The organism is Saccharomonospora marina XMU15, assembly GCF_000244955.1.
Taxonomy (GTDB): Bacteria; Actinomycetota; Actinomycetes; order Mycobacteriales; family Pseudonocardiaceae; genus Saccharomonospora_A; species Saccharomonospora_A marina.
The window spans coordinates 5,374,587-5,396,094 of the sequence record NZ_CM001439.1 but is presented as its reverse complement, the minus strand read 5'-3'; the positions used below and the strand labels follow the sequence as shown (position 1 = coordinate 5,396,094).

Genomic DNA, 21,508 nt, shown 5'->3' with positions numbered 1-21,508 from the left:
TGATTCAATCTCACCGGACGAACGGCGAAAGGGATGGACGTGGCGAGGCTCGGAGAACTGGAGCGCGCGGTCATGGATGTGCTCTGGGCACACGATGAGCCCCTGAGCGTGCGCGCGGTTCACGCTGCCCTCTCCGACCGCGACCTGGCCTACACCACGGTGATGACCGTACTCACCCGGCTGGCGAACAAGAACGTCGTCAGGCGCGAACGGGAGGGCAGGGCCTGGCTGTACGCGCCCGCGGCCAGCCGCGAGGAGTACGTGGCCGAGCTGATGCTGCAAGCTCTGGAACTCACCGGCGACAGGGGGTCGGCGCTGGTGAGGTTCGCGCAGTCGGTGAGCACCGACGAGGCCGACGCGCTGCGGCAGGCGCTGGAGCGGGGCGAGTCGACGTGATCTTGGTGGGGCACCAGGTCGGGGCTGGTCTTGTCGCCACGGCGGTGGCCGTGTGGTTGCTGCACAGCCGTTGGACCCACACCCATCCGCGTGCCGCGCTGGTGCTGTGGCAGATCAGCGGGCTCACGATCGTCGTCTCGGCGGTCGGTGCGCTGCTCGGTTTCGGACTGGCACCGTTTCGGCAAGGCATCTTCCCCGCGCTGCTCCAGTTGCCGGTGCGGCTCGACGAACTGGACGCGTGGCATCTCGCGGCCGTCGCGGCGGGTCTCGTCGTCGCGGGCTGGCTCGTGGTGAATCAACTGCTTTCCGTGGTCGGTACCGCGCGGGCGCGGGCACGGCACCGGCTGCTGCTGCAACTGGTGGCCAGGCAGAGCGAGGACGCGCTCGTGGTGGACCATCCGGTAGCCGTGGCGTACTGCCTACCGGGCAGGCGACCTCGCATCGTGGTCAGCGCGGGTGCGCGCCGGTTGCTCAGCGAGGCGGAGCTGGATGCCGTTCTCGCGCACGAGCGGGCGCACGCTCGGGAGCGGCACGATCTGGTGGTTGCGCCGTTTCAGGCGTTGCGCAGGGTGTTGCCGGGCAGCCGGGTGCTCACCCGGGTGTGTGCGGCGATCGAGTTGCTCGTGGAGATGTGTGCCGACGACCGTGCCGTACGCCAGCACGGCAAGGAGCCGCTGGCCAGCGCACTCGAACGGTTTCGCGCGAACGGTACGGCTCACACCCCCGCTGGCGCGTTGGCGGTGGCGGACACACCCGTGGAGGCCAGGATTCGCAGGCTGCGGCAGCCGGAACGGCTGCGGCTTCCGATCACCTTGCCACTGGCCTGCCTGCTACTGCTCACGGCGTTGGCCACCTCCGCGAGCCTGTTCGCGGTACCGTACTGATCGATTACTACGAGATGTAGTACCTTGCTGCCATGGAAATCGTTTACGACCTTCTCGTTGTGACTCACCTGCTGGGCATGGCGGGCATCATCAGCGGCGTCGTGGCGCGCGCCACCACAACCGCCGGACCCGCCGGTGCGATCACCCTCTACAGCGCGGGAGCGCAGGTGATCACCGGCCTCGCCCTGGTGGGGATCGCGTCCGCGGGCCTGGTCGCGGCAGACGTGAACAACACCAAGGTCGCGGTCAAGCTCGGCGTCGCGGTGCTCGTGCTCGTTCTCGCTCACGTGCTGTGGCGCAGGCCGCAGACCTCAGGTAAGGGACTGTTCGCGACGCTGGCCGGGCTCACGGTGGCCAACGTCGTCATCGCCGTGTTCTGGTGACCCGGTTCGGCGCCGTCCTGCGTAGCCACAACAGCCCCACCACGGGTAACACCAGCGGGATGAACAGGTAGCCCCTGCCGTAGTCGGACCACACGGTCTCGTCGGGGAACGCGGCCGGGTCCAGCAGGCTCAGCGTGCCGACGACCAGCACCCCGGTGAGTTCTGTCGAGCACGCCGCCAGCGCGATTCGCCACCAGGTGGTGCTCGCCTTCGCCAAGGCCACGGTCGCCACCACGTAGACCACTGCGGCGAAGGCGGAAAGCGCGTACGGCAGGGGCGCTTCGTCGAAGCGGGTGGCAAGTTGCACGGCGGCGCGTGACGTAGCGGCCACGGCGAAGATCGCGTAGATCGCCACGAGGACCCTTCCGGGACCGCTGGCCGTCGCCGGCTCAGACATTGGCGCCCTCCCACACCTGGTACATGCGCAGCACCAGCACCGGGACGGTCAGGCAGGCGACACCCAGAACCGCCGTGCTCGACCGGGTGCGCTCGGCCAGCGCCCACACCGTGCCGATCGGCAGCACCAGCAGCGAGCCGACCAGGTAGGCCAGGAACGTCACCATGCTCCCCGGTCGCTCACCGCTGATCATGAGCACGATCGCGAGTACGACCTGCACAGCCAGCAGCACTTCCACCCCGGCCAGCCCGAGCAACAGCGCCCGAGCGGGTGGCCGGTTTCTGGCGACCAGCACGAAACTCCATGCAGCGACGGCTAGCGAGCACACCGCGACCGCCGTTGCGTACCCAGTGATCACGGTTCTCCCCTCGGCTACTACTAGCCGTAGCATAGGGGTTCCCTTGTCCGGCTTCGCCGGTAGCCGGTGTGGTTGACGGACGCGGCGGCTTCGCGGCCCCACTCCACCTGCTGTGGCCCCTTGCGCGTACACCCGGTGCGCGCCTTCGTGGCATGGCGCCGTGGCAATTGCTCGGGTAGCGTCCGTGGTAGAAGCCAGTAGCGGCCAAGGCTGCTCGATGCGCCGGTGCTCATCACTCATCCTGCGATTCCTTGCCCAGCACACCGAGAAAGCTGAGGTCTTCATGTCCGCTTCCGACACCCAGACAAAGCCGAGGCGCCCCAAACCCATCACCTCCGGGCGCACGTCGCTGCCGGAGCACCTGACGGTCAAGGTTTTCGTGCTCGCACCGTTGCTGGCGCTGGCCGTGGCCGTGCCCTTCGCGTGGGGCTGGGGACTGAGTTGGCTGGACATCGGGCTTGCGGCCTTCTTCTTCGTCTTCAGCGGCCTCGGCGTGACCGTCGGCTACCACCGGCTGTTCACCCACGGCTCGTTCAAGGCCAAGAAGCCGCTGCGTATCGCACTGGCGATCGCGGGCAGTTTCGCCGCGCAGGGCCCGGTGACAGTCTGGGTCGCCGACCACCGCAGGCACCACGCGTTCTCCGACCGCGCGGGCGATCCGCATTCGCCCTGGCTGTTCGGCACCAGCCCTTCGGCGCTGGCCAAGGGGTTCTGGCACTCACACATGGGCTGGCTGTTCGAGCGTGAGGTCACCAACGCGGAGCGGTTCGCGCCCGATCTGCTCGGCGAGCGCTCGATCCGGACGGTCGACCGGCTGTTCCCGCTGTGGGTGGCACTCAGCCTGGCGCTGCCCGGACTGATCGGCGGGTTGCTCACCTGGTCGGTATGGGGCGGTGTGACCGCGTTCTTCTGGGCCGGGTTGGTCCGGGTGGGGCTGCTGCACCACGTGACCTGGTCGGTCAACTCGATCTGTCACATGATCGGCGAGCGGCCCTTCGCCAGCAGGGACAAGGCCGCGAACTTCTGGCCGTTGGCGATCTTCTCCTTCGGCGAGGCCTGGCACAACCTGCACCACGCCGACCCCACCTGCGCGCGGCACGGCGTGCTCCGTGGCCAGATCGACATCTCCGCCCGGCTGATCTGGATCTTCGAAAAGCTCGGCTGGGCACGGGACGTGCGCTGGCCGACCTCTGGCCGGCTCGACCGGCTCGCTTCGGCCGCGTAGCCATCGCTTCCGGCTGCCAGCCGCTGCTCATCCGGCTCGCCTCCGCCGCGATCCGCGGTTGCAACCCCCTGCAACCCTTCCTTCGCGGCCCCCTCCTGAGGTGCCATGAAAGGCGTCGTACGTGACGCCGGACACGCCGGGAGGTGAGTGCTCGTGGGCGGGACCGGGACCACGGTCGGCATCGTGGCCAACCCCGCTTCGGGCCGCGACATCCGGCGCCTGGTGGCGCAGGCTTCGGTGTTCCCGACCGCCGAAAAGGCCAACATGGTGCGGCGGCTGCTCACGGCTTTGGCGGCTGTCGGCGTCGAGAGGGCGCTGCTGTCCACCGATCTCGGTGGGATCTCCGCGGCCCTGCTGCGAGCCACCCGCACCAGGCGGCCCGCCAGAGAAGGCCCGTGGCCGAAGGTGCAGTTCTGTGCGGACGACCCGATCACCGCAACGGCCGAGGACACCACGAACGCCGTGCGCAGGATGGTCGCCGAGGGTGCGGGTGTCATAGCCTGCCTCGGCGGCGACGGCACCGCCCGTGTCGCGGCCGCGGCGTGCGGGCAGGTGCCTCTGCTGGCCCTTTCCACCGGCACGAACAACGCCTTTCCGCAGCTTTGCGAGGCTACGGTGGCCGGCTTGGCCGCCGGGCTGGTGGCGACCGGTGCCGTGGCGGCCGAGGCAGGCACCAGGCAGGCCAACGCGCTCGAAGTGACCTGCGGCGGGAGGACGGAACTCGCGCTCGTGGACGTGTGCCTGTCGGACTCCGCGCACGTCGGTTCGCGAGCGCTGTGGAATCCGGAGGGCCTGCAGCGCCTGTACTGCGTGTTCGCCGAGCCCGATGCCATTGGACTCTCCAGTGTCGCGGGCCAACTGTGCCCGAGCCCGCGCGATACCCCCGACGGCGTGATGCTGTGGCTGGCGCCGCCTGCGCGGGCCAGGTGGGTCGTGCGGGCGCCGATCGCTCCCGGCCTCGTCGTGCCCGTCGGTGTGCGCGAGTGGCGGCCGTTTCGGCAGGGAGAGCAGGTCGAGATCGGTGCACGCGGCGGGGTGCTCGCCATCGACGGGGAGCGAGAGATCGAACTGCGCCGGGGGACGAGCGCGCGGATTCGACTGCGGCAGGACGGTCCGCGTTGCGTCGACGTGTCCGCCGTACTGACCGAGGCGAGTCGCCAAGGCCTGCAATGTATCGAGCAATCGAAAGGGAGCGTCAAGGATGACGGATACCTTGTCCACGGCGGCGACGCCGGAACTCGATGAGAACGCGCTGCTCGCGGCGTACCGAACGATGCGCACCATTCGCGCGTTCGAGGAACGGCTGCACGAGGAGTTCGCCACCGGCGAGATTCCCGGTTTCGTGCACCTCTACGCGGGGGAGGAAGCCTCCGCCACCGGAGTGTGTTCCCACCTCGACGAGCGCGACTCCATCGCCAGTACACACCGAGGGCATGGGCATTGCATCGCCAAGGGCGTCGACGTCTTGGCGATGATGGCCGAGATCTACGGGCGCAGCACCGGGTCGTGCCACGGCAAGGGCGGCTCGATGCACATCGCGGACCTGGCCAAGGGCATGCTCGGCGCCAACGGCATCGTCGGCGGCGGCCCACCGCTGATCTGCGGTGCCGCGCTGGCCGCGAAGCAGCAGCGCAGCGGCGGTGTCGGTGTCGCCTTCTTCGGCGACGGCGCCAGCAACCAGGGCACGACGCTGGAGGCGTTGAACCTCGCCTCGGTGTGGGAGTTGCCCGCGATCTTCGTCGCAGAGAACAACGGTTACGCCGAGGCGACGGCCAGCACCTGGTCGGTCGCCGCCGACAACATCGCCGACCGGGCCGCCGGATTCGGGATGCCCGGCGTGATCGTGGACGGTTTCGACTTCTTCGCCGTTTACGAGGCGGCAGGTGAGGCGATCTCGAGGGCACGCGAGGGCGGCGGGCCGACGCTGCTGGAGATCAAGTTCACCCGCTACTTCGGACACTTCGAGGGCGATCAGCAAAGCTACCGCGCGAGCGAGGTGGCCGAGGCAAGGGCGAAGTTGGACTGTCTCAAGCGTTTCCGCGCCCGCGTCGCCGAGACCGGACAGCTGGAACCGGCGCGGCTGAACGCGGTCGACGCGGAGGTGTCCGCGTTGATCGACACCGCGGTGCGGGAAGCGAAGGCCGCGCCCAAGCCGACGGCTGCCGATCTGGAGACCGACGTCTACGTCTCGTACTGAAGTCCCGTCCCGAAGGAGTGGCGAGCATGGCACGCACGATCAGCTATCGCGAGGCGATCAGCGAGGCGCTGGCACAGGAGATGGAACGCGACCCTTCCGTGGTGGTGCTGGGCGAGGACAACGCCGGCGGTGCGGGCAGTCCCGGCGAGGACGACGCGTGGGGCGGTGTTCTCGGTGTCACCAAGGGCCTCTACCACCGCTTCCCCGGCAGGGTGCTGGACACACCGATCTCGGAGTCGGCCTTCATCGGGGCCGCCGTCGGGGCGGCGACGCGGGGGCTGCGCCCCGTGGCCGAACTGATGTTCATCGACTTCATGGGCGTGTGTTTCGACCAGATCTTCAACCAGGCAGCCAAGTTTCGCTACATGTTCGGCGGCAAGGCACAGACCCCGGTCGTGATCCGCACGATGTACGGGGCTGGGCTGCGGGCGGCCGCCCAGCACTCCCAGGCGCTGTACTCGATCTTCACCCACATTCCCGGGCTCAAGGTCGCCGTACCGGCGAGCCCCTACGAGGCCAAGGGGCTGCTCATCCAGTCCATTCGCGACAACGACCCGGTGATCTTCTGCGAGCACAAGGCCATGTACGACACCACGGGCGAGGTACCGCAGGACAGCTACACGATTCCGTTCGGCGAGGCGAACGTGGTGCGCGAGGGTGACGACGTCACCATCGTCGCCATCGGCCGCATGGTGTCGGTCGCTGAGGAGGCCGCGGGGCAGCTGGCGGCCTCGGGTATCGAGGCCGACATCATCGACCCGCGCACGACGAGCCCGCTCGACGCGGAAACCATCCTGGAAAGCGTGGAGAGCACAGGACGGCTCGTTGTCGTGGACGAGGCCACGCCGCGCTGCAACCTCGCCACGGACATCTCCGCGCTGGTGGCCAAGGAAGGGTTCGGTTCGCTGCGCGCACCGATCGAGCTGGTCACAGCGCCGCACACGCCCGTTCCCTTCTCCGACGCGCTCGAAGACCTCTACATCCCGGACGCGCAGCGGGTCGTGGGCGCGGTGAAGACCGTGCTGGACTGGAAGCGGTGACGATGAGCGAGTCCATCGAGAAGGTCGCCATGCCGAAGTGGGGCCTTTCCATGTCCACGGGCAGGATCACCGAATGGCTGGTGTCCGAGGGCGACCAGATCGCGAAGGGTGACGACCTCGCCGACATCGACACCGACAAGATCGCGGGCACCCTTGAGGCGACCAACTCGGGAGTGTTGCGCAGGATCGTCGCGCACCCCGGCGAGGACGTCCCGGTCGGTGGCACGATCGCGCTTGTCGCGCCGAGCGAGGTTCCCGAGGCCGACATCGAAGCAGCCGCGACGCTGGCAAGGCAGGAACTCGACAGCGGCGCGGTGCAGGAGGTGACCGGACCGACCACGGCGGCGGTCGAGGTGGACGGCCGCACCCTTGCCTACGCCGCGCTGGGTGAGGCCGACGACGGCCTCGGCGAGCCGGTGGTGCTGGTACACGGCTACGGCGGCGACAAGAACTCCTGGCTGTTCGTGCAGGAACCGCTGGCGCTGCGCAGGCCGGTGTACGCACTCGACCTGCCGGGACACGGGGAGTCGAGCAAGGACGTCGGTGACGGGTCGCTGGACACTCTTGCGGGCGCGGTGCTCGGTTTCCTCTCCGAACTCGGGGTGGCGCGGGCGCACCTGGTGGGGCATTCGCTCGGTGGCGCGGTCGTGACCGCCGCTGCCGCCGCGAGGCAGGAGGCGGTGGCCTCGCTGACGCTCGTCGCGCCCGCCGGATTCGGTGCCCGGATCAACGCGGGATACCTGCGCGGTTTCGCCACCGCCTCGTCACGAAGGGAGCTCAAGCCGCACCTGGGAGCGCTTTTCGCCGAGCCGAGCCAGGTGACCAGGAAACTCGCCGACGACCTGCTCAGGTACAAGCGCCTCGACGGGGTCGGCAGGGCGCTGGAGACGCTGCTGGGCACTCTGCTGGACGGCGATGCGCAAGGCATCGACGCTGCTCCGCTGCTGTCGCGGGTGCAGGCTCCGGTCGCGACGGTGTGGGGACGCGAGGACGCGGTGTTGCCGGTGTCGAACGCGGCCGGGCTCGCCGAGGTCACCGTGGTGGGGGGCGCGGGACACCTGGTGCACCTGGAGCGGCCCGGTGAGGTCGTGGCCGTGATCGAGCGGCTGCTTGCTTAGCGGTTCACGGGGGTTTCGCCTGGCTGCGCTGCTTGTCACACTGGTCGAGTGCGCCAGCAGCACCTCGAGGCAGCGGTGCCGGTCGGGGCGGACCCCCGGCGATACGCGCGTGTCCTGGCGAAGGTGCACGAAGCCACGCTGTCCGGCGCTCGCCCGCCGACCGCGCCGAGGCCCGTCATCGGGGAGTCCTGGCGACGCATGCGGCGGCTGGGGCTCGACCCAGAGCGCGGTGCGGACAGCGAGCCACTGCCCGCGGGTGACGTGGAGGCCAGGCGCAGGGAAAGCGGCCTTGCCGAGGCACTGCCGATCCTGCGGCGCGGACTGACCAGTGTGGCCGAGGAGGCCGCGCACATCATGGTGGTGGTCGACGCGGACGGTCGGGTGCTGTGGCGGGACGGAAGCGCGGCGGTGCGGCTGAGGGCCGACCGGCTCGGCTTCACCGAAGGCGCCTCCTGGCAGGAGAACAGCGTCGGCACCAATGCCATCGGCACCGCGCTCGTCGCCCGCCGCCCGATGCAGGTGTACTCCGCCGAGCACTACGTGCGCACACATCACGAGTGGACCTGCGCGGCCGCGCCGCTGCACGACCCACGTGACGGCAGGTTGCTCGGTGTCGTGGACCTGTCCGGTCCCGCGGCCACCGTGCACCCGAGCACGCTCGCGCTCGTCGCCGCCGTCGCAGGACTGGCCGAGGCGCAACTGCGCAACGCCCACCTGGCCGACCTGGAGCGGTTGCGCGCCCGTGCGCTTCCCACGTTGTCGTCCGTGTCCGGCAAGGCGATGGTCGTCGACCAGCACGGTTGGGTGGCCGCGGTTTCCGGGCTGGCAGGCCTGGACCGCGTCGCCTTGCCATCGGACTGCCGCGCGGGCCGGGTTTGGCTGCCCGCCATCGGCACGTGCCTGCTGGAGCCGGTTCCCGGCGGCTGGCTGCTGCGTCTTACCGCCGCGGCTGACCGAAACGGTGCCGATTCTCTCGCCACGAGCGTGGTCGTGGACGTCCGCGATCCCCGTGCCTGCACCCTGACGGTCACCGGGCCCGCAGGCCACTGGTCGCAGCCGCTCAGCCCGAGGCACGCCGAACTGCTCTACCTGCTTGCCAAGCACCGGGAGGGCAGGTCGGCGGCCCAGCTGGCGACGGATCTGTTCGGCGACTCCGGCAGAACCGGCACCGTAAGGGCCGAGGTGTCGCGGCTACGCAGACAGCTGGGCGCGATCCTGGCCCGCACGCCGTACCGGTTCGCCGACGGGACCGACGTCTCACTGTGCGAACCGGACGCACCAGACCTGCTGTTCCCGCACTCCACCGCACCGGCCATCCGAGGCGGCTGATCCACCGAGCAGGTCACGGCCGCGCCACGATGTCGTCGTGTTGCAGGAGTCCGTACTCCTGCCGCGCCGCTCTCGGCTACGGTCATGCGGGTGCCTGAACTGGGTGGAGGAACGCGATGACGAGCGCCGTGACCGGTCGCGGTCCGGGCGTGCCCGCCGCACAGCAAGCGCCCCCCGGCGCTGCGACACCGTCCTCGGGTCCACCGGACGATCCGAAGGGACCGAGGTCCGGGTTCGCGTGGCTACTGGAACTACCTGCCAGGGCGGTTCGTAACCTCACCGCCTCCGCCGCGACCACACCGGGCAGGTTGACGTTGATCGGCGCGGGCCTCATCGTGCTCTCGCTGGTCACCGGCCTGGTGGGCACGCTGGCGGTGCAGGACAGGGCCAACACGATCGACGGCCTTGTCGAGCACCGCGAACCGCTCGCGGCCGCCGCGCAGCAGGTCTACCGGTCGCTGTCGGACGCCGACGCGACGGCGGCGAGTTCGCTGCTGTCCACCGGAGGGGACGCTCCCGCGTTGCGGGAACGCTACGAGTTCGACATCGCCAAGGCAGGGGCCGCACTGGCCAAGGCCGCTTCCGACTCCGCGAGCGTGCCCGCGGCCGCCGAACAGGTCAACATTCTCAACCAGCTGTTGCCGGTCTACACCGGCCTGGTCGAGACCGCACGGGCCAACAACCTGCAGGGCTTCCCTGCCGGAGCCGCCTACCTGCGCGAGGCATCCGAGCTCATGCGCGCGAAGATCCTGCCCGCCGCGCACCGGCTTTACGAGACCGACACCGAGCGGCTGTTCGCCGAGCAGGACGACGCGACCAGCTTCCCGTGGTTGACCGCGGTGCTGGTGCTGGGTCTGCTCGCGGCGCTCGTGGCGACACAGATCTACCTCAGGCGCAAAACGAACCGGGTTTTCAACGTCGGCCTGCTCGCGGGCACGGTCGCCGTCGGCGTGGCCGTGCTGTGGACCGCGACCGCGCTGATCGTGCAGAGCGTGCAGGTCAGCGGGGGCAGAGAAGATGGAACCGAACACGTGGACCTGCTCGTGCGGGCACGTATCGCGGCACTGCAGGCCCGCGCCGACGAGACGCTCACCCTGGTGGCCAGGGGCGGCGGTGAGCAGTACGAGCGGGAGTTCACCTCCCAGTTCCAGCGCCTCGCCGGCCAGGACGGCCAGGGTGGTCTGCTCGATCAGGCACGGCAGAGCGCGGCGGGGCAGTCGTCGGCGCAGCACCTCGAGTCGGCCACCGAGGCCGCGAGCGCGTGGCTGACCGCCCACGAGAAGGTGCGTGCGCTGGATTCCTCGGGCAACCACCTGGAAGCCGTCGCGATGGCGATCGGCGGGCAGTCCGGACAGGACGCCGACGGCAGTGCCGCGGCCGCGTTCAACCGCCTCGACAAGGAACTCGCCGCGGCGATCAACGCGGGGCGGCAGAACTTCCTCGACGACACCACCAACGGGTCGAGAGCGCTGACCTTGCTGGCTCCCGGGTTCGCGGTGCTCACCGTGATCGCGGCGCTCGGCTCGACGCTCGGAATCCGCGAACGCCTGCGGGAGTACCGCTGATGAGAACCGCGAGACCGCTGCTGTCGCTGCTGTCACTACTGGCCGTACTGCTCGCGGGTTGCGCCTCACCGGGCGCCCCGGTGGACCCGGCACCCATCGGCACACCGCAGCGTCCGATGCCACCCAACGCCGTGATCGGGGCCGACGTCGAGGGCGGTGGCTCCGGTGACAGTGATTGCGACCCCGCGGCCAGTCTCAGTCCCAACGGCGCGATCTCGGCCGGTTCCACGATGGCCGAGATCAAGCAGCGCGGTTACCTCAAGGCGGGCGTGGACCAGAACACCTTCCTGTTCGGGTTCCGCGATCCCACCACGGGGCGGCTGGAAGGCTTCGACATCGACATCGCCAAGGAGATCGCCCGCGCCATTTTCGACGATCCGGACGCCATCCAGTTCCGGGCCATCAGTTCGGCGCAGCGGGATACCGCACTGGTGAACGGCGACGTCGACATCGTCGTTCGCACCTACTCGATCACCTGCCAGCGCCTGCAGAAGGTCGGTTTCTCCACGGTGTACTACGTGGCGGGGCAGCGGGTGCTGGTGAAGCAGAACTCGAAGGTAGCCGGAATCGGCGACCTCGCAGGCAAGCGGGTGTGCGCCACCAAGGAGTCCACCTCGTTGGAGAACATCGCGAACTCCGAGCCGAAACCGGTCCCGGTCTCGGTCGACGACTGGTCCGACTGTCTGGTGATGCTCCAGCAAGGTCAGGTGGACGCCGTGTCGACCGACGACACGATCCTCGCCGGGATGGCCGAGCAGGACCCGACAACCAAGATCGTCGGGGACCGGTTCACCGAAGAGCTCTACGGCGTCGGCGTTCCCAAGGAGAATGAGGACATGGTGCGCTTCGTCAACGCCGTTCTGGAAGACATCAGGGGCGGCGCCTGGCAGAGCAGCTACGACAACTGGCTGCGCGATCGGCTCGGCCCGGCGTCCCCGCCCGCACCCAGGTATCGGTGACAGCTTTCGGAGGTAGCAGTGTCGCAGGAGCCAGGAGAGTCCCGGCACGAGCGGCTGGAGGAACCCGGCGAGCCGAGGGAAAGCGACAGCGCACCGGAGGCGGAGGCGCTGACCAGAGCCATCGGCGCACCCCAGGCCCTTCCGCAGCAGCGAGTGGTGCCGCAGGAACAGGTGGTGCGCCCCGCTTGGCAGGCAGCCGACGAGCACCAGGCACAGCCGACCAGCGTGCTCGCGACCGCCGCTCCGGTGACCGAGAGCATCACCCCACCCACGCCTGCTCCCGAAGCAAGCGGGCCTGCCGAGTTGCCGGACCCCGGCACCGAAAGCGTGTTGCCGCCCAGCACGAGCAGCGGTCTGGGCACCGGAGGCGGAACCGGGCCGGACACCGGTTCCGGTGCCTTCCCAGGAACCTCCCGGCGCACCGGCTCCCGCACGTCGCGGCGAGGCAGGCTGGGAGCAGGCCTGGTGGAGGTGCCGCAGGTTCCCTACCGTGACCCGGCTTCGGCGGTGCTGACCAACCCGGCCGTGTCGGAGGAGAAGCGTTTCTGCGCGAACTGCGGCGCGAAGGTGGGCAGGGGTCGAAACGGCGAGCCAGGACAGCCGGAAGGGTCCTGCCCCGACTGCGACACCCGGTTCTCCTTCGTACCGAAACTTCGGCCGGGGGAACTGGTCGGTGGCCAGTACGAGGTGCTCGGTGCGCTCGCCTACGGCGGGCTCGGCTGGATCTACCTCGCCCGCGACCACAACGTGAGCAGCAGGTGGGTGGTCCTCAAAGGACTCATCAACACCGGCGACACCACCGCGATGGCTGCCGCCGTCAACGAGACACGGTTCCTCGCCGAGGTCGAGCACCCCAACATCGTCAAGATCTACAACTTCGTCCAGCACCCGGACCCCGACACCGGCAACGCCGTCGGTTACATCGTGATGGAGTACGTGGGTGGGCAGTCGCTGCGGCAGCTCGCACTGGCTCATCACAGGGAGACCGGCAGGGCCGAGCCGCTGCCGATCGGGCAGGTGATCGCGTACGGGCTCGAGATCCTGCCCGCGCTCGGCTACCTGCACAGCCAGAACCTGCTGTACTGCGATCTCAAGCCCGACAACGTCATCCAGACGCACGAGCAGCTGAAACTGATCGACCTCGGCGCGGTTCGGCGGATGGACGACTACTCCAGCCCGCTGTTCTTCACCTCCGGCTACAGCGCCCCCGAACTGCCGACCCGTGGCGCCTCGGTGGCATCGGACCTGTTCACCGTCGGCCGCACGCTCGCGGTGCTCAGTTTCGAGTTCAGCGGCTACACCACCAAGTACAAGACCACGCTGCCACCGGCCGACGACGTGCCGCTGTTCAAGCTGTTCGGCTCCTACTACCGCTTTCTGCGCAGGGCGACGCACGCCGACCCTGACCGGCGCTTCCTTTCCGCGGAGGACATGGCCGACCAGCTCACCGGTGTGCTGCGCGAGATCATGGCGCTCGGCACCGGCAAGCCAAGGCCCGGACCCTCCACCGTGTTCGGGCCGGAGACCAACACCTTCGGCGTGGACCTGGCCGTTCCTCCGCCCGGTGAGCCCGTGCCATTGCCCGACCCGCACGAGGTGGTCACCGGCCTGCCGATTCCGCAGGTCTACACCGACGACCCGGGTGCGGGTGTGCTCGCGAGTACGCTGTCGGTCGACCCGAAGACCGCGATCGAGGCACTCGCCAACGCGCCGAGGGAATCGATCGAGGTGCGGCTGCGCATCGTGCGCGCACGCATCGATCTCGGTGAGTTGGCCGAGGCCAACCGGCAGTTGCAGGCCGCGCAGTACCTGGCGATCAAGACCGGCTACCCGCACGACTGGCGCATCGACTGGTACCGGGGATTGATCGAACTCGCGGGTGGTCGACCTCGGGTGGCGCACGTGGCGTTCGACGCGGTCTACGACGAGCTGCCAGGGGAGATCGCACCGAAGCTGGCGCTGGCCATCAGCGCCGAGGCGGTCGGCGACTACTTCAACGCCTCCCGGCTCTACGAGCTGGTCTGGCGCACCGACAGGTCCTACGTCAGTGCCGCTTTCGGACTGGCGAGGGTGTATCTGGCGCAGGGTGCCAGGGCGGGCGCCATCGAGGTGCTGGAGTCGGTGCCCGCTTCGTCCACTCACCATGTGGCCGCGCAGGTCGCCGCCATCAAGATCAAGACGCAGGTGAGTGGAAGCAGCGATCAGGCGATGATCGAACGCGACCTGCTGGACGCCGCAGGCAGGCTGGAGCGGCTGGCACTGGACGCCGAGCGCAGGACCTGGCTCGCGGCCGAGGTGCTGGAGGCGGCCTTCGCCTGGTTGACCTCGGGGCGGGTGGCCCCCAGGCAGGGTTCCAGGATCCTCGGCTGGGAGCTGTCGGAGCGCGAGCTGCGGTTCGGGCTGGAACGTTGTTACCGGGCGCTCGCCAGGCTGGCCACGCGCACGGAGCAGCGGATCGAACTCGTCGACAAGGCCAACGCGATTCGGCCGCGCACGTTGACCTGACCTACTCGGCGCGGGCTACGCGGGCCGCAACTCGACGACGGTGATGTCCGGTGGCGCGCCGACGCGCACCGGCGGGCCCCAGAATCCCGCGCCACGGGTGACGTACAGCTTGGTGCCCGCTACCTGGTAGAAGCCGGCGACCGCACCCTGCTGCAGGTTCACGATCAGTTCGAACGGAGACAGCTGGCCGCCGTGGGTGTGGCCCGCGAGCATCAGGTCGACGTCGTGTCGCACCGCGTGCCGCACGTCCACCGGCTGGTGTGCCACGAGCACGACGGCACGGGAAGGGTCGCGCCCGGCCACGGCTTCGCCGACATCGCCCGCGTCCTGCCACTGGTAGCCCGTGGCGTCGTTGATGCCCGCGAGGTCGAACACGCCACCGTTGTGGCTGATCTCGACCCGCTCGTTGCGCAGCGGGCGGATGCCCAGCGAGGGCACGTACTCGACCCATTGCCGGTAGCCCACGTAGTACTCGTGGTTGCCGGTCACGTAGAAGGTGCCGTAGCTGCTGCGCAACCGGGCCAGTGGTGCGGCGGCGTCGGCCAGGTCGGCGACGTCACCGTCCACCAGGTCACCCGCCAGCGCCACCACGTCGGGCCGCTCGGCGTTGACGAGATCGACGATGCGTTCGGTGAACGAGCGGCCGAGGATCGGGCCGAGGTGAAGGTCGCTGATCAGCGCGATGCGGCACCCGGCGGCCCGTGGGTCGAGCCTGCGCAGCGTGATGGGAACCCTTGTGATGGTGGGCGGGCCCAACGCGACCGTGGTGCCGTAGCCGACGAGGCTTGCGGCCGTGAGACCCGCGACCGCCGCGGCACCGCGCGCGAGCGCCACCCGCCTGCTCACCGAGGCGGGATCGGCGTCAACCGAAGCGGGCCCGCTGTCAGCCGATGCGGGCAGCTTCCGCGTCCAGGGCACCAGCGCCAACCTGGGCAGTTCCAGCACCAGCAGGGTCAGCACCAGGTAGAAGAAGATCGCCAGCCACAGGTAGCCGGGCCAGGTGAACCACCGCGCGATGTCGGGGTCCACCCGGGTTCCGAGAGCCAGCGCCGCCACCATCAGCAACGCCAGCGTCGCCAGTACCGCCGTGGCGACCCGGCGGGCGGGTGTGCCCGCGCGGGTGGTGTCGAGGACGAGGCGTTTCCAGAGGTAGAGGTGGACGACGGCAAGCACGCCGATCGCCACGAAGAAGAACATCAGGGATTGATGTCCCAGTCCTGATGCCCGCTCCGCAGGCGCGCCTCACGGAACTTCTGCAGCGCGTCGGAGTCGCCGTGCGCGGTGAAGTGCCCGACCCCGACGGTGACGAACAACGCCCTCGCCTGGACGGCGATGGGGCCGTCCTCGGCGTTGAGATGCCCGTTGGCGCTCACGTAGATCTTTCTGCCCGCCACGCCGTCGAGCTTGGCCACGATGTGCAGCACCGAACCGACCGGAACCGGACGGCGGAAGTCGGTTTCCAGCTTGCCGGTCACCGCGGGCTTGCGGAGCAGGTTGCCGACGGCGGTGCCGAGCGCCTCGTCGAACGCGCATGCCAGCAGGCCGCCGTGGGCGAGCCCTGGCGCGCCCTGATGTTCGTCCAACACCGTGAACTGCGAGGTGACGACGGCGCCTTCAGCAACGGTCGACTGGATGTGCAGGCCGGACTCGACCTCGTCGCCGCAACCGAAGCAGTGGGCGTAGTGCACTCCCAGCTTGCTGCCCGGTGCGGGCGCGTCGGGGTGCGGCACGGCCGGTTCCGTATCGACCGGTGGCCAGCTCTGTGCGGGTTTGCTCACCCGTCCACGGTATCCGGTAGCAGGCGATTACCGGGTGGCGGTCTTGCTCACACGTGCTGTTGAGCCAATCCGCCACCCGGAAACGTCACTGACTGAGGGCCGACTTGGCCGTCCACTCCTCCCACGAGTAGGACCAGTCGTGATAGTCGCCGTCCTTCGGCCCGAGGCGTTGCGTGCTGCCCTCGATCTCGACGGGGTCACCCATCAGCGCGCTGTCGAAGTACGCCTTCGCGTTGGCGGGCGCGAGGTTGATGCAGCCGTGCGAAACGTTGCGCACTCCCTGGTCGGCCACCGACCAGGGAGCGGAGTGCGTGAACTCGCCGTTGTTGGAGATGCGCACCGCCCACTGGACCTCGAAGTCCTCGTAGCCGTAGCCAGGGTTGTTCATGAAGTACGTCGAGTGCTTGCTCATCACCACGTGCGTACCGCTGCGGGTGACCCGGCCGGGGTCGGAGTCGAGCCCGAAGCTCGCGGGGTAGTCGGCGACCTGCACCCCGTCCCTGATGACGATCATCCGGTGCGTCTGGGTGTTCGCCTTCACGATCTGCGAGCGCCCGATGTCGAAGCTCACGGTCAGGTCGTTGGCCCCGTAGACCCCGTCGCCCATGTGCACGCCGTACAGGTCGGCCTTGACGTCCACCTCGGTCCCGGGCTGCCAGTACTCCTTCGGCCGCCAGTGCACCGAGGTGTCCTGCTCCAACCACGCCCAGGAACCCTCGGTCTGCGGTGTCGTCCGCACCTCGAGGGCCTTCTCCACCGCCGCCTTGTCCCGGACCGGTGCGTCGAAGCTGATGGCGATCGGCATGGCGATGCCGTACGTGCGGTCGTCACCCACGTTGAGCTTTGCCGAGTTCGTGGCCGCAGGTGTGACGGTGCTGAAGGAGCCCTTGATGGGCACCTGCTTGCCGTCCTTGCCTACCGCGTTACCGGACCAGGTGTACTGCTTGCCGTAGCCGAGCGGTTCGGTGACCGTCCAGGTGCGCTCGTCGTCGGAGAGCTCACCCTCGACCTTCTCGCCCGCTGGATTCTTCAGCGCGACCGACTTGATCGTGCCGTCCGTCACCGAAAGCTGGACGGGGTCCCTCGGTTTCACCTCGGAGGTCCCGTTGGCCGGCTGAGCGACCACCTTCGCCGACGGCGCGGGCGGGTCGGGCTGCTCCAGCGCCTGCCCGCCTACTGTGCCGTCCCCTGTACACGCGCTGAGCCCGAGCGCGGCGACCAGCGCCAGCGCCATCCCCGCGATACCCCGTTTGCCCGGTGTTCCCACCCGATATGTCACTGAGTGCCCCTCTGTTGCCCCTACAACTCACTGACGCCATGGGCGGACTCTTCGTTTGCCGCCGCGGAAAGTGACAATGGCCACATTCTATGCCCGAGGCGTCATCGAGTGTCGGCGACCTATCCCGACGACATCGGGATCGCCGGAAGCGGCCGCCGCGCAACCTTTCGTCGCGGAATCCGCCCGGTCGGACCAACCCGTGGACGGAGGGGTTCGCAAATCGTCGGTAGCCGGTAGGCTTCGGGGTGGCCGTCGTTTTGCGTGTTCGTGGCTTCACACTCGCGGAACTTCTGACGCGAGCCTTGAGCCAAGCGCGCTCGTTGCTCGTCTCGTTGGAACCGCCCGGGACGGCCGGGACGGCACTTCGGTGGCGTTCAAGCGGAACAGCAACGAGGAGTAAAGCGGTGGCGCAAGGCACTGTGAAGTGGTTCAACGCCGAAAAGGGCTTCGGATTCATCGCCCAGGACGGTGGCGAGGGCGACGTGTTCGTTCACTACTCGGAGATCGAGGGTCGCGGTTTCCGCACGCTCGAGGAGAACCAGCGAGTGGAGTTCGAGGTCGGCCAGGGCCAGAAGGGCCCGCAGGCCCAGAAGGTCCGCGCGCTCTGACGCGGGACGCCCACTGACAACACCGAGCCCCCCGTCGCGGATCGTGACGGGGGGCTCGGTCTTTGGGTCGGGCTGCCGGCGGGTCTTCGGGGTCGGGTTAGGGGTGCCCTACCTCCGGTAGCTCTGGCTTTTCGGCGGGTTTGCGCAGCGGCGCCGATGCTTGCCGCGCCTTTGCGCAGCGCGAGGTCGTTGTGCGGCAGGGTGTCCGGTTGGCCCAGTAGCCGCATCAGTACGGAGTCGGCCGTCCCTTGTCGTCAGCGGAGGCTGCCGCGGACGGGCTGCTCCCACTGGGTGCGATCCACGACGAACTCGTCGGTGATCGGCTCGTCGGGGTCGTGCGCGGTCTGCTGAAGCCGGTCGGCGGAGCCCTGCGACTCCCACGAGAGCCGCTCGAGCACCCATTCCAGCGCCAGCGCCTGCGGAGAGGTGCCCCGCTCGGTGGCGATGTCTTTCAGCTGCTGTCCCGCGATGTGGTTCATCCGCAGCTGGTAGACCTGGGCTTCCCCGAACCGGCGTCCGGACCCGGTGCTCTCGGGAGCCGACTCCGGCGCCAGTGCCGCGAGATAGCTCGATAGTTCGTGGTCGTCGGCGGGCGGCTCCGCGCTGGTCTTCGCAGGCTCGCGACGACGTCGGTCGTTCGCGTTCTTGCCAGGGGTGCGGCTGCTCTGCCGTCCGAATGAGGGAAGTGGCACGGCCCCACGATAACGGTTATGTCTCGACGTTCCTACTCCTGTGGGCCCACCCACACGACCTGTCGCCGAAAACCCGGTGCGCCTTGCTCCGACCGGAGGAACGCCTTCACTCGGCCGGTCGCAGGTCGGTAGTTGTGTTGCCTGTCCACGCGCCCGCGGCACAAATGGAGAGGCCCCCGCGCCAGGGGGAGGAACGCGGGGGCCGGAGGGGATCTCCACAGGCGCTGACCGGGGGTGTGTCAGCACGTTGATTGTTACACGACTCGCGGCCGGATAGCGAGTGCTGCGTGGCAAAAACCCCCCCCGACCTGTCACTTTCTCGTTCCCGGGGGTTCACCTTGCAGCTGTGCCCGATTGGCGGCTCAAGTCGACGCAGCGTGCTCGGAGGTTCACTCTGCGGGGGGCTGTGGCTTCGTTCGGCCGCTCGCTAGCCTCGCGGCGAAGTGATCCAGGAGCCCCTTTGGAGGAGCCATGAGCGGGTCGGTGGAGGTTCGGGAGTTTCTCCTTCGCTACGAGGGAGAGAGCCAGACCGGGTACGGCAACCTGCCCGCGCAGCGCGCCGGGCAGGGAGATACCGAACGTGTTTCCGATGATCAGGTACGCAGGGCGCGGCTCGCTGTGGCTCGGGGTGCGGCGAGCGTCGAGGACTGCGCGAAGTTGCTCGACATGCTCGGCCTCACCCCGGACAAGGATGGGAAGGCGCCGGTTCAGCGGTGAATCGCAGGCGATCATGAAATTGCCCAGATGCACACCCCCTGGTCGTGCACCTGGGCAACCCGACAGCCAAGTTACTGGTCCAGACCGACAACAGGCAATCGATTGCCTCACGTGGCCGCACTCGGCTGGAAGGTCTTTCGCTTTCGCTAACGGCGCGACAGCTCTTCCGCAACACTGTTGTCGATCAACCGAGGTGTGGACATGCTCGACCCGCATCCAGCCCCTCCTGGGGTGAACGTCCTTGTTTGTCGAGGTCAAAGACTTGGTGACGGGAAGTGGAACCCGCGTGTAAAGGGCTTGAGGCGGTGTCATAGACTTGTAGTCGCTCCCAGGGGGACCTGAGAGCACGGTCGATCGGTTCCACGCCGAACCGACTGGGCTCCCATCGTCTAGCGGCCTAGGACTCCGCCCTTTCAAGGCGGCAACGCGGGTTCGAATCCCGTTGGGAGTACGCTGTAACTGAATATGGCCCTGTGGCGCAGTTGGTTAGCGCGTCGCCCTGTCACGGCGAAGGTCGCGGGTTCGAGTCCCGTCAGGGTCGCCATGCGTTCGGTTTCGTACCGGCGTTTCGGCCAGGTAGCTCAGTTGGTACGAGCGTCCGCCTGAAAAGCGGAAGGTCGCCGGTTCGACCCCGGCCCTGGCCACACCCCATACCAGCGCAAACAGCCCCCGCCGATCACAGCGGGGGCTGTTTCGCATCCGGCCTCGTTGCAGTCTTGGTTGCAGTTGGCCTCGGTTACGTGCCGGTCAGGACTCCCACAAGTAGTCGTTCAGCCGGTCCGCGATGTCTCGCCGGAGCGCTCCCGTGATGTGCTGGTACCGCTTAGCCATCGCGGTGTTGGACCATCCCATGAACTCCATGACGGCCCGCTCAGGGACGCCGAGCACAAGCAGCACGGTCGCGGCCGTATGGCGTGCGTCGTGCAACCGGGCCTCCCTCACCCCGGCCGCTTCGAGCAACGCCTTCCACTCGTCGAGGTCGCGTCGCGGGTCCAGCGGCTTTCCGTTCGGCTGCGCGAACATCCAGTCGCCCTCGTGCCACTCCGACCCGGCCAGCTCGCGCTCCTTGGCCTGCTTCTCCTCGTGCGCAATCAGGAGGTCATACAGGCGATCAGGCAGCACGATCCCTCGCTTGCCAGCATGGGACTTCACGTCCACCTCGACCAGGCCGCCACCGTGGCGCTTCGGACACCACCGCGCGTGACTCGTGCAGTCCGGCGGACACGGGGGTGGACACGGCTTGCGCTGGTGCCGCTTGCAGTCCTCCTTGCACGGATTCGCTTTGTGGTATTTCGCACCGCACTTGTGCGGGTTGTCGCATCCGTGCTTCCAGGTCTGCCGCTGCAATTGCTTCGCGATGCGGAGAGCCTTGTGCTTCCTGTCCAGGCGTGACCACTTCAGGCCGATCGTTTCGCCCTGCCGTGTTCCGAGCGTCAAGGCAAGCACGAAACGGACGCCGTTTCGCCACGACAATGCCGTTACGAGAAGCTGACCTATCTCGTCTGCCTCGAATGGCTCGATCTCCGCTTCTTCGAGCCGTGGCGGCTTCGCCAGCTCAACCGGATTCCGAACGGTGTGCCCGCGCCGCAATGCCTCACCAAACGCGGTGCGGGCTGTCCGATGTACCTGATGTGCCGTCCCTGCCTTGAGTCCAGAAGTCAACATCTTCGCGTACAGCTTCTCGAAGTGTTCCGGCTCGATCTTGTCAACCCGATGCGCTCCCAAATTCGGGATTAGGTGCCGGTACACAGCGGTCCGGTACGCGTTCGCGGCTTTGTGGCGAACGGATGGTGCCGCGATGTTCTCGAACCAGTGCGTGAGCCACTTCTCTACGGTCCATGCACGGCCAGGCTTCTTGACCTTTCCTGAATCGCGCTGCTTCTCGAGCTCGCGTACGGCGTCGATGACTTCGGCTTCGGTTTTGCGCTGGAGGTGGCGGCGGTCGGGTTTGCCGTCGTCGCGGGTGCCCATCGTGACCCAGCCGTGCCACTTGCCGTCGCTGCCTTGGTAGATCGAGCTGGCTCCGTTGGGACGTCGGGTGCCCTCGGATCGCTTCTTGCGTGGCATGTGTGATGTCC

Annotated in this window: 21 protein-coding genes and 3 tRNA genes; 17 read left to right on the top strand and 7 right to left on the bottom strand. The window is 68.4% G+C overall.

The features are described 5' to 3' along the window. Positions 1–33 precede the first annotated feature (33 nt). Genes SACMADRAFT_RS25545 through SACMADRAFT_RS25535 form a run of 3 tightly spaced genes read left to right on the top strand, consistent with a single transcriptional unit; the run spans position 34 to position 1,663 of the window. Entirely contained in the window at positions 34–396 is a 363-nt protein-coding gene (locus SACMADRAFT_RS25545; RefSeq protein WP_009156756.1) for a BlaI/MecI/CopY family transcriptional regulator, read from the top strand. Continuing rightward, positions 393–1,280 (top strand): M56 family metallopeptidase, encoded by an 888-nt coding sequence (locus SACMADRAFT_RS25540; RefSeq protein WP_009156755.1) that lies wholly within the window; start codon positions 393–395, stop codon positions 1,278–1,280. Before SACMADRAFT_RS25545 ends, SACMADRAFT_RS25540 begins: the two co-directional genes overlap by 4 nt. Before the next feature lie 32 nt (positions 1,281–1,312). Then, positions 1,313–1,663, top strand: coding sequence for a hypothetical protein (locus SACMADRAFT_RS25535; protein WP_009156754.1), 351 nt, complete (start codon positions 1,313–1,315; stop codon positions 1,661–1,663). On the opposite strand, the gene SACMADRAFT_RS25530 is transcribed toward SACMADRAFT_RS25535, so the two are convergent. Continuing rightward, positions 1,644–2,060 carry a hypothetical protein gene (locus SACMADRAFT_RS25530; protein ID WP_009156753.1) on the bottom strand — a complete coding sequence of 139 codons (417 nt, stop codon included), beginning with the start codon at positions 2,058–2,060 and terminating at the stop codon, positions 1,644–1,646. The two genes, SACMADRAFT_RS25535 and SACMADRAFT_RS25530, sit on opposite strands and share 20 nt — an antisense overlap. Beyond that, positions 2,053–2,418 (bottom strand): hypothetical protein, encoded by a 366-nt coding sequence (locus tag SACMADRAFT_RS25525; protein ID WP_009156752.1) that lies wholly within the window; start codon positions 2,416–2,418, stop codon positions 2,053–2,055. The genes SACMADRAFT_RS25530 and SACMADRAFT_RS25525 overlap by 8 nt, the downstream gene beginning before the upstream one ends. Before the next feature lie 283 nt (positions 2,419–2,701). Between SACMADRAFT_RS25525 and SACMADRAFT_RS25520 the strand changes: the two genes are divergently transcribed. From SACMADRAFT_RS25520 to SACMADRAFT_RS25480, 9 genes are all read left to right on the top strand, one after another. Beyond that, complete coding sequence (locus SACMADRAFT_RS25520; RefSeq protein ID WP_009156750.1) at positions 2,702–3,643, top strand: acyl-CoA desaturase; 942 nt, start codon at positions 2,702–2,704, stop codon at positions 3,641–3,643. A 153-nt stretch (positions 3,644–3,796) separates the two neighbouring features. After that, complete coding sequence (locus tag SACMADRAFT_RS25515; protein WP_009156749.1) at positions 3,797–4,888, top strand: ATP-NAD kinase family protein; 1,092 nt, start codon at positions 3,797–3,799, stop codon at positions 4,886–4,888. Further along, positions 4,845–5,840, top strand: coding sequence for a thiamine pyrophosphate-dependent dehydrogenase E1 component subunit alpha (locus SACMADRAFT_RS25510; protein ID WP_009156748.1), 996 nt, complete (start codon positions 4,845–4,847; stop codon positions 5,838–5,840). The genes SACMADRAFT_RS25515 and SACMADRAFT_RS25510 overlap by 44 nt, the downstream gene beginning before the upstream one ends. Before the next feature lie 26 nt (positions 5,841–5,866). Further along, positions 5,867–6,880: an alpha-ketoacid dehydrogenase subunit beta gene (locus tag SACMADRAFT_RS25505; protein ID WP_009156747.1), complete on the top strand. Its 1,014-nt coding sequence runs from the start codon at positions 5,867–5,869 to the stop codon at positions 6,878–6,880. Between the two features lie 2 nt (positions 6,881–6,882). Continuing rightward, on the top strand, positions 6,883–7,998 hold the full coding sequence (locus SACMADRAFT_RS25500; RefSeq protein WP_009156746.1) for an acetoin dehydrogenase dihydrolipoyllysine-residue acetyltransferase subunit: 1,116 nt from the start codon (positions 6,883–6,885) through the stop codon (positions 7,996–7,998). Positions 7,999–8,046: 48 nt separating this feature from the next. Beyond that, complete coding sequence (locus SACMADRAFT_RS25495; RefSeq protein WP_040925894.1) at positions 8,047–9,327, top strand: helix-turn-helix domain-containing protein; 1,281 nt, start codon at positions 8,047–8,049, stop codon at positions 9,325–9,327. Between the two features lie 116 nt (positions 9,328–9,443). Then, the gene (locus tag SACMADRAFT_RS25490) at positions 9,444–10,892 is read left to right on the top strand and encodes a hypothetical protein (protein WP_009156744.1); all 1,449 of its coding nucleotides are present in this window, start codon (positions 9,444–9,446) and stop codon (positions 10,890–10,892) included. Further along, positions 10,892–11,851: a glutamate ABC transporter substrate-binding protein gene (locus tag SACMADRAFT_RS25485; RefSeq protein ID WP_009156743.1), complete on the top strand. Its 960-nt coding sequence runs from the start codon at positions 10,892–10,894 to the stop codon at positions 11,849–11,851. The genes SACMADRAFT_RS25490 and SACMADRAFT_RS25485 overlap by 1 nt, the downstream gene beginning before the upstream one ends. Positions 11,852–12,004: 153 nt before the next feature. Then, complete coding sequence (locus SACMADRAFT_RS25480) at positions 12,005–14,356, top strand: serine/threonine-protein kinase (protein WP_050998420.1); 2,352 nt, start codon at positions 12,005–12,007, stop codon at positions 14,354–14,356. A gap of 15 nt (positions 14,357–14,371) precedes the next feature. Here SACMADRAFT_RS25480 and SACMADRAFT_RS25475 read toward each other — a convergent pair whose 3' ends face one another. The 3 genes from SACMADRAFT_RS25475 to SACMADRAFT_RS25465 form a co-directional block, all read right to left on the bottom strand. Continuing rightward, positions 14,372–15,553: a metallophosphoesterase gene (locus SACMADRAFT_RS25475; protein WP_009156741.1), complete on the bottom strand. Its 1,182-nt coding sequence runs from the start codon at positions 15,551–15,553 to the stop codon at positions 14,372–14,374. After that, positions 15,553–16,134, bottom strand: coding sequence for a PaaI family thioesterase (locus SACMADRAFT_RS25470; protein ID WP_009156740.1), 582 nt, complete (start codon positions 16,132–16,134; stop codon positions 15,553–15,555). The genes SACMADRAFT_RS25475 and SACMADRAFT_RS25470 overlap by 1 nt, the downstream gene beginning before the upstream one ends. A gap of 85 nt (positions 16,135–16,219) precedes the next feature. Next, a complete protein-coding gene (locus tag SACMADRAFT_RS25465; RefSeq protein ID WP_009156739.1) occupies positions 16,220–17,413 on the bottom strand; it encodes a L,D-transpeptidase in 1,194 nt (397 codons plus the stop codon). Positions 17,414–17,817: 404 nt separating this feature from the next. On the opposite strand from SACMADRAFT_RS25465, the gene SACMADRAFT_RS25460 reads away from it, so the two are divergent. Beyond that, positions 17,818–18,021: a cold-shock protein gene (locus tag SACMADRAFT_RS25460; RefSeq protein WP_009156738.1), complete on the top strand. Its 204-nt coding sequence runs from the start codon at positions 17,818–17,820 to the stop codon at positions 18,019–18,021. 254 nt (positions 18,022–18,275) lie between these two features. On the opposite strand, the gene SACMADRAFT_RS25455 is transcribed toward SACMADRAFT_RS25460, so the two are convergent. Continuing rightward, on the bottom strand, positions 18,276–18,713 hold the full coding sequence (locus SACMADRAFT_RS25455) for a hypothetical protein (protein ID WP_009156737.1): 438 nt from the start codon (positions 18,711–18,713) through the stop codon (positions 18,276–18,278). Between the two features lie 471 nt (positions 18,714–19,184). On the opposite strand from SACMADRAFT_RS25455, the gene SACMADRAFT_RS25450 reads away from it, so the two are divergent. From SACMADRAFT_RS25450 to SACMADRAFT_RS25435, 4 genes are all read left to right on the top strand, one after another. Further along, positions 19,185–19,430, top strand: a complete 246-nt coding sequence (locus SACMADRAFT_RS25450; protein WP_009156736.1) for a hypothetical protein — start codon at positions 19,185–19,187, stop codon at positions 19,428–19,430. A gap of 378 nt (positions 19,431–19,808) precedes the next feature. Next, a tRNA-Glu gene (locus SACMADRAFT_RS25445) sits at positions 19,809–19,881 on the top strand. A 16-nt stretch (positions 19,882–19,897) separates the two neighbouring features. Continuing rightward, a tRNA-Asp gene (locus SACMADRAFT_RS25440) sits at positions 19,898–19,974 on the top strand. Positions 19,975–20,000: 26 nt separating this feature from the next. Beyond that, a tRNA-Phe gene (locus SACMADRAFT_RS25435) sits at positions 20,001–20,074 on the top strand. A gap of 103 nt (positions 20,075–20,177) precedes the next feature. Here the strand turns inward: SACMADRAFT_RS25435 and SACMADRAFT_RS25430 are convergent. After that, positions 20,178–21,497, bottom strand: a complete 1,320-nt coding sequence (locus SACMADRAFT_RS25430) for a tyrosine-type recombinase/integrase (RefSeq protein WP_009156735.1) — start codon at positions 21,495–21,497, stop codon at positions 20,178–20,180. Positions 21,498–21,508: the final 11 nt, after the last annotated feature.